Raw genomic sequence first — 7,479 nt, forward strand, 5'->3', positions numbered from 1 at the left:
CTTCCGTCACAGCGCCCTTCCGTCACAGCGCCCTTCCGTCACAGGGGATGCGGGGCGGTCACCTCCAGGGCGGCCACGCGCTCGGGGTCGGAGAAGATGTCCAGCTCCGCGATCAGCCCGTCGCGCACGATGAAGCTCAGGACCGACACCGGGCGGCCGTTCTCCGAGCTGACCAGCCCGGCGGCGCCGTTGACCAGCACCGGCCCCAGCCGCCGCGTCGTGGTGTACCGCTGGAAGACGGGCGCCTGACCCGCCACCGCCGCCGCGCCGCTGAGCGTCACCATGCCGCCCTCGGTGTCGATCCGCAGCACCACGTCGGGGTCGAGGATCGCCAGCAACGCCTCGAAGTCGCCCTTCCTGGCCGCCGCCAGGAAGGCGTCCACCAACTGCCGCTGCCGCTGCAGGTCCGGATCGGGCGGGGGCAGGGTGCCGCGTACCCGCCGGCGGGCCCGGCTGGCCAGCTTCCTCGCCGTGTCCGGCGATCGCTCCACGATCGGGGCGATCTGCTCGAACGGCACCCCGAACATGTCGTGCAGCACGAACGCCAGCCGCTCGGCCGGGCTCAGCGACTCCAGCACCACGAGCAGCGCCAGCCCGACCGCGTCGGCGACCAGCGCCTGCTGCTCGGGATCGCCGCCGTCCTCGCCGCTGATCACCGGGTCCGGCATCCGCTGCTGCTCCAGCGGCGCCTCGCCGCGCGCCGCGCGGGCCCGCAACATGTCCAGGCACACCCGGCCCACCACCGTGGTCAGCCATCCGGCCAGGTTGTCGATGTCGTCCGGGTCGGCCCGGCTGAGCTTCAGCCACGCCTCCTGGACGGCGTCCTCGGCCTCGGACAGCGAGCCCAGCATCCGATAGGCCACCGCCTTGAGCCGGTGCCGGTGCTCCTCGAACCGGCCGGCCAGAAAGTCGTCGGCGTTCACGATCACGTCCTCACTTCGGGGTTCCTGCCTTATGACGTCGGGACCCCGGCGAATGTGACCGCTCCGGAGCCGTCAACTCCGGGTGAACGCGAGCGGCACCCCGCAGGCTTCCTCGGCGGGGACGTAGAAGCCGTCAGGGGTGGCCCTGGTGGGGATCCCGTTGCCCTCGACGAGCGTACGGGCGGCGGCCAGGTCACGGACGGCGACCGTGTGGGCCGCCAGCAGGGGCACCGCCGGCGGGACGTGGCCGGGCAGCAGGTCGCCGAGCGCGGACAGCGGGGCGATCTCCACCCGGCCGCGCCGCAGCGCGAGCACCCGCCTGGGGCCCTCGATCCACACGTCGGCGTCCAGCAGGCGGGCGTAGCGCTCCTCGTGGTCGTCCAGCTCGTCGTCGGGGACCACCAGCAGCACGCTGTGCAGGCCGGTGGCGCCGTTGGGGTGGCCGAGATAGCGGGGCTGGTGGACGTGCTCCGGGGTGTGGTGCTGCGTGGCCTGCAACGCGCCCTCAGGGGTGTGGGCGGCGTCCACGCGGACGCTGTCGGCGCGCACGGTCCGCGGGCCGTCCGGCGTGGCGACCTCGCGCTCCAGCGCGCGGATCCCGGTGGAGGCCAGGCCGGCGGCGCGCAGCCGCTCGGCGGTGGCGCGCACGTCGCGGGAGCCGAGGGTCATCAGCAGGCCGCGGTAGGTCCGGCGCAGGTGGTGCACGCCCCAGGGGTCGGGCGCGGCCGGATCGACGATGCCGAGCAGCTCGATGAAGGACTTCCCGAAGGAGGCGCACCGGTTGGCGGTGCAGGTCGGCAGGAGCGGGCCGCCGGGCCGCTCGGCCAGGTGGTGGGGCGAGACGGGGCTGAGGGTGAAGCCGAGGTCCTCGTAGCGGGCGGCGGCCCCGTCGAGGTCCGTCGTGATGAGCACCGTGTGGTCGATGGAGTCGAGGTCGGCGGAGTGTCCGCTGGTCGTCATGCGCGCGTCCTTCGGTCGGGCGGCTTCGGGGGCCATCCGTCATCCCAATCTTGTCATTGGAAAGATTGGAGGAGGCGCGCTATCTTGTCAATGTCAAGTCACGGTGAGGCCGGTACGCGGAAGCACCCGGAACGCGGAGGTGAGGCAGATCAGCCGGCAGACCTACCACCACGGCAACCTGCGACGGGCCGTCCTCGACGCCGCGCTCCAGGCCATCGCCGAGGCCGGCCCGGCCGGCTGGAGCCTGCGCGAGCTGGCCCGCCGCGCGGGCGTCTCGCACGCCGCCCCCGCCCACCACTTCGGCGACAAGCAGGGCCTGCTGACCGCCGTGGCCGCCGAGGGCTTCACGATGTTCGCCGACGCCCTCGAACGGGTCGCCGCCGACGGCATCTGGGAGGTGGGCGTCGCCTACGTCCGCTTCGGCCTCGACCACCGGCCCTACTTCGAGGTGATGTTCCGGCCCGACCTGTACCGCACCGACGACCCCGCCGTCGTGGCCGCGCACGAGCGCGCCGCCGGCGCGCTGATCGCCGGCGCGGGCTCGCTGTCGCCCACCCCGGAGCACGAACGGCTCGCCGCGATCGCCATCTGGTCACTGGTCCACGGCTTCACCAGCCTGTGGCTGAGCGGCGCGCTGCCCGAGAGCACCACCGGCGACCCGGAGACCCTGGCCCGCTCGATGATCCGGCTCGTCCTGAGCACCCTGGGCTGACGCGCCCTGGCCCGACGTCCACGCTGGGACGTGCCAGGCTCCTCAGGGTGCCGGGCTCCTCAGTGCTGGGCCATGTCCACGAAGCGGCTGTAGTGGCCCTGGAACGCCACCGTCACCGTCGCCGTGGGGCCGTTACGGTGCTTGGCCACGATCAGGTCGGCCTCGCCCGCCCGCGGCGACTCCCGCTCGTAGGCGTCCTCGCGGTGCAGCAGGATGACCATGTCGGCGTCCTGTTCGATCGATCCGGATTCGCGGAGGTCGCTCACCTGGGGGCGCTTGTCGGTGCGCTGCTCGGGGCCGCGGTTGAGCTGGGAGATGGCGATGACCGGGACCTCCAGCTCCTTGGCCAGCAGCTTGATGGCACGCGAGATCTCCGAGACCTCGTTCTGGCGGCTCTCGGTCTTCTTCGGCGAGCTCATGAGCTGGAGGTAGTCGATGACCACGAACCTGAGGTCGTTGCGCTGCTTGAGGCGCCGGCACTTGGCCCGGATCTCCATCATCGACATGTTGGGCGAGTCGTCGATGAACAGCGGCGCCTCGGCCACCTCGCTCATGCGCCGCGCGAGGCGGGTCCAGTCTTCGTCGCTCATCGAGCCGGAGCGCATGGAGTGCAGCGCGACGCGCGCCTCGGCGGACAGCAGGCGCATGGTGATCTCGTTGCGCGACATCTCCAGGGAGAAGATGACGGTGGTCATGCCATGCTTGATCGCCGCGGAACGGGCGAAATCCAGGCCAAGGGTACTTTTGCCGATCGCGGGGCGGGCGGCGACGACGATCATCTGGCCGGGGTGCAGGCCGTTGGTGAGCTGGTCGAGGTCGGCGAAGCCGGTGGGGACGCCGACCATCTGGCCGCCGCGGCTGCCGATGGCCTCCAGCTCGTCGAGGGCGCCCGGCATGATGTCGGCCAGCGGCGCGTAGTCTTCGGAGGTGCGGCGCTCGGTGACCTTGTAGATCTCGGCCTGGGCGCGGTCGACGAGGTCGTCGACCTCTTCGTTCTGGCCGCCGTAGCCGTAGGAGACGATGCGGGTGCCGGCCTCGATGAGGCGGCGGAGGATGGCCTGCTCGCGGACGATCTTGGCGTAGTAGCCGGCGTTGGCGGCCGTGGGGACGACGGCCGTGAGCGTGTGGAGGTAGGCCGCGCCGCCCACCCTGGCCATCTCGCCGCGCTTCTGCAGCTCGTCGAAGACGGTGACGGCGTCGGCGGGCTCGCCGCGGCCGTAGAGGTCGGTGATGACCTCGTAGATCATCTGGTGGGCGGGCCGGTAGAAGTCGTCGGCGCGGATGATCTCCACCACGTCGGCGATGGCGTCCTTGGACAGCAGCATGCCGCCCAGGACCGACTGCTCGGCCTCCATGTTGTGCGGCGGCGTGCGTTCGAAACCGGGACCCGCCGGGGTCTCCTCGTCAATGCTCACCGCGCCCCCCTCGGACAGCCTTGCAGGCGGTCGCACCACCTCCACTTGTAGCCGACCGGTCTGACAGTTTCGCGGACGCGAGAGCCGGACGCCAACGTGGCCTGTGGACAACCCTGTGGACAAGCTGTGCATGACAGTCCCCAGGGTGTGAAATGCCTGTGGATGACGCCTGGGGATAACTTTCCGGGATATCCTCCAATATCCCGCTGACCAGGTCAAACGTTGTCCACCGGCTGTGGAGGAAAGAAAGTTGGCCCCGCACGCCCCGTAAGGGGCATAATAGGCTAATGCCCATTACGTCCAGAGATAGGGAGATTCTGCGGCTGGCGGTTCCGGCGTTCGGGGCGCTGGTGGCCGAGCCGCTCTTCCTGCTCGCCGACTACGCCATCGTCGGCCACGGCCTCGGCACCACGGCGGTGGGCGCGCTGGGCGTGGCGGGCACGGCCCTCGCGACGCTGGTGAACCTGTGCGTCTTCCTCGCCTACGGCACCACCGCCTCCGTGGCCAGGCAGACCGGCGCCGGCCGGCCCGAGCAGGCCATGCGCAGCGGCGTGGACGGCATCTGGCTGGCCCTCGCCATCGGCGCGGCGCTGATCGTGCTGTTCTGGCCGCTCGCCCCGGCCCTGGTCGAGTTGTTCGGGGCGCGGGCGGAGCAGGCGGCCCAGGCGGTGACGTACCTGCGGATCAGCCTGCTGGGCGCGCCCGGCATGCTGGTCGTGCTGGCCGGCACGGGCGTGTTGCGCGGGCTGCAGGACACGGTGACGCCGCTGGCCGTGGCCGTCGGCTCGTTCGCGCTCAACGCGGCGCTGAACGCCTGGTTCGTGCTGGGCCTGGGCTGGGGCATCGCCGGCTCGGCGTGGGGCACGGTGCTGGCCCAGACGCTCGGCGCGGCCGTCTACCTGGTCGTGGTGGCCAGGGGCGCGCTGCGGCTCGGCACGTCGCTCGTCCCGGACCCGGCGGGCGTCAGGCAGGCGGGCACGGCCGGGTTCGCGCTGCTCGTCCGTACGGTGTGCCTGCGGATCGTGCTGGTCGCCGCCACGATGATCGCCACCAGGATGGGCGAGGCCGAGCTGGCCGCCTACGCCATCGCCACCCAGGTGTGGACGCTGCTCGCCTTCGCCCTCGACGCCATCGCCATCGCGGGCCAGGCCATCACCGGCCGCTCGCTCGGCGCCGGGGACGTGGCCGCCACCAGGGCCGTCACCAGGCGCATGGTCCAGTGGGGCCTGTGGTCGGGCGCGGTGCTGGGCCTGCTGGTGCTGGCCGCGCGGCCGGTGCTGCCGGGGCTGTTCGACGCCGATCCGCGGGTCGCGGAGCTGCTGCTGGCGCTGATGTGGCCGGTGGCGCTGTTCCAGCCGGTGTGCGGGGTGGTGTTCGTCCTGGACGGCGTGCTCATCGGCGCGGGCGACCAGCGCTACCTGGCGTGGGCGGGGGTGTGGACGACGCTGGCGTACCTGCCGGCCGCCTTCCTCGCCTCCGGGCTGGGCGTGGTCGCCCTGTGGTGCGCGCTGGGCGTGTGGATGATCGCCCGGCTCGTCACCCTCACCAGACGCGCGGCGGGGACTGCCTGGCTGGTAACCGGGGCGTAATCGTCCTGTGCTTGCTGTTGTCCAAGTGGTGAGACAGAGTGGGCGCGTTCCCTGAGCGGGGTGTTCCTTGTCCACAATCTTGCGTCCCACTTCTTGGTCCAGCATTCTGCGCCGGCTGCCGCCGTCCGCGGCGACCGGGCTGCGTACCGGTGCCCGGCACAGCCTGGCCGAGCTCTACCGGCCGGCCGACCTGGTGGTGCTCGGGCTCGGCGTGATGATCGGCGCCGGGATCTTCTCCGTGGCCGGTCGCCAGGCCGCCACCACGGCCGGGCCCGGCGTGATCCTGTCCTTCATGATCGCGGGCATCGCCTGCCTGCTCGCCTGCCTGTGCTACGCCGAGCTGTCGTCCACGATCCCGGCCTCGGGCAGCGCCTACACCTTCACCTACGTCATCTTCGGCGAGGTCTGGGCCTGGGTCATCGGCCTGGCCCTGATCCTGGAGTTACAGCTCGCCGCCGCCGTCGTGGCCAGGGCGTGGGGCGAGATCGCGGTCGGCGCGCTGGCCAACGCCGGCGTCCGCGTCGGGGACCCCGAGCTGGTCGCCGACCTGCTCGTCCTGGCCATCCTGGTGATCCTCACGGGCGTGGTGGCGCTGAGCGCCCGGGTGGGGCTGCGCGCGCTGTGGATCATGGTGGCGGCCAAGCTGCTGGCGGTCGGCGCGGTCGTCGTCGTCGGCCTGCCGCACGTCGATCCGCGCAACTACGGCGACTTCCACGTGGCGCCGAGGCCGCTGAAGGCCGCTCCCGCGACCCTGCTGGAGGTCGTCGTGGGCGAGAGCCACGCCTTCGGCTGGTTCGGCATCTTCTCGGCGGCCTCAGCCATCGCGTTCGCCTACATCGGGTTCGACATCGTGGCCACCGCGGCCGAGGAGACCGTCAACGCGCCGCGCGCGGTGCCCAAGGGCATGATCCGCAGCCTGGTCGTGGCCACCGTCATCTACCTCGCGGTGGCGCTGGTCATGGTGGGCATGGTGCCGTACACGAAGATCTCCGTGGACGCGCCGCTGGCCGGCGCGTTCCGGGCGGCGGGCGTGGGATGGATGGCGCACGTCATCGACGCCGGCGCGCTGCTCGGGCTGACGACCGTGATTCTGGTGCTGATCGTGGGGCAGACGCGGGTGTTGTTCTCGATGGCCCGCGACGGGCTCATCCCGCGCGGGCTGGCCTCGGTCAGCCGCCGCTACCACACGCCCTCGCGGGTGACGCTGGTGATCGGGGCGGTCGCGATCGTGCTGGCGGAGTTCGTGCCGGTGCTCACGCTGCAGGAGCTCGTCGTGCTCGGGACGCTGTTCGCGTTCGCGTTCGTGGCGGCCGGGGTGATCGTGATGCGGCGGCGCATGCCGCACCTGGAGCGGGGCTTCCGGGTGCCGCTGTCGCCGCTGGTGCCGGCGCTGTCGCTGCTGGCCACGTTCTGGCTCATGGTCAACCTGCGGGTGCTGACGTGGCTGTGGTTCGCCCTGTGGATGGCGTTCGGGCTGGTGGTCTACCTCGTCTACGGACGCCGCCACAGCCTGCTCGCCCGCCCCGCCGAGACCGTCACCGCGCGCGGCGGCGGTGGCGGCGGGGGCCGGCACCGGCGCTAGGGAGTGTCTGACAAACGATCTACGTGCACGGTTGAATGTCGGTCGTGGTGCGACGAGGTGAGCTGACCGACAAGTCATGGGCACGAATCGAGCCGCTGCTGCCGGCGATGGATGGTCGAGGTCGTCCCTGGCGCGATCACCGGCAGGTGATCGACGGCATTCTGTGGCGGCTGCGGACCGGCGCGCCGTGGCGCGACATCCCCGAGCGGTACGGGCCCTGGCAGACCTGCTACGAACGGTTCAAACGCTGGGAAGAAAACGGCACCTGGGCCCGGCTGCTGGAGGAGATGCAGGTCAA

7 protein-coding genes are annotated in these 7,479 nt (G+C 71.7%); 4 read left to right on the forward strand and 3 right to left on the reverse strand.

The window, feature by feature from the left end:
• Positions 1-38: 38 nt before the first annotated feature.
• Positions 39-923: a sigma-70 family RNA polymerase sigma factor gene (locus tag AB0H75_RS17435; protein ID WP_367797101.1), complete on the reverse strand. Its 885-nt coding sequence runs from the start codon at positions 921-923 to the stop codon at positions 39-41.
• Between the two features lie 72 nt (positions 924-995).
• Positions 996-1,883, reverse strand: a complete 888-nt coding sequence (locus AB0H75_RS17440) for a VOC family protein (protein ID WP_367797103.1) — start codon at positions 1,881-1,883, stop codon at positions 996-998.
• Positions 1,884-2,022: 139 nt separating this feature from the next.
• Between AB0H75_RS17440 and AB0H75_RS17445 the strand changes: the two genes are divergently transcribed.
• The gene (locus AB0H75_RS17445) at positions 2,023-2,595 is read left to right on the forward strand and encodes a TetR/AcrR family transcriptional regulator (RefSeq protein ID WP_367797105.1); all 573 of its coding nucleotides are present in this window, start codon (positions 2,023-2,025) and stop codon (positions 2,593-2,595) included.
• A 59-nt stretch (positions 2,596-2,654) separates the two neighbouring features.
• Here AB0H75_RS17445 and dnaB read toward each other — a convergent pair whose 3' ends face one another.
• Positions 2,655-4,010 carry a replicative DNA helicase gene (gene dnaB / locus AB0H75_RS17450; RefSeq protein WP_367797107.1) on the reverse strand — a complete coding sequence of 452 codons (1,356 nt, stop codon included), beginning with the start codon at positions 4,008-4,010 and terminating at the stop codon, positions 2,655-2,657.
• A 287-nt stretch (positions 4,011-4,297) separates the two neighbouring features.
• Here dnaB and AB0H75_RS17455 point away from each other — a divergent pair, with 287 nt between their 5' ends.
• The 3 genes from AB0H75_RS17455 to AB0H75_RS17465 all read left to right on the forward strand — a co-directional run.
• Entirely contained in the window at positions 4,298-5,599 is a 1,302-nt protein-coding gene (locus AB0H75_RS17455; RefSeq protein WP_367797109.1) for an MATE family efflux transporter, read from the forward strand.
• Between the two features lie 67 nt (positions 5,600-5,666).
• Positions 5,667-7,181 carry an APC family permease gene (locus AB0H75_RS17460; protein ID WP_367797111.1) on the forward strand — a complete coding sequence of 505 codons (1,515 nt, stop codon included), beginning with the start codon at positions 5,667-5,669 and terminating at the stop codon, positions 7,179-7,181.
• 35 nt (positions 7,182-7,216) lie between these two features.
• A partial coding sequence (locus AB0H75_RS17465; RefSeq protein ID WP_367797113.1) for an IS5 family transposase occupies positions 7,217-7,479 on the forward strand: 263 nt, incomplete at its 3' end.

Source organism: Nonomuraea sp. NPDC050783, from assembly GCF_040802095.1.
In the GTDB taxonomy this organism is placed as follows: Bacteria; Actinomycetota; Actinomycetes; order Streptosporangiales; family Streptosporangiaceae; genus Nonomuraea.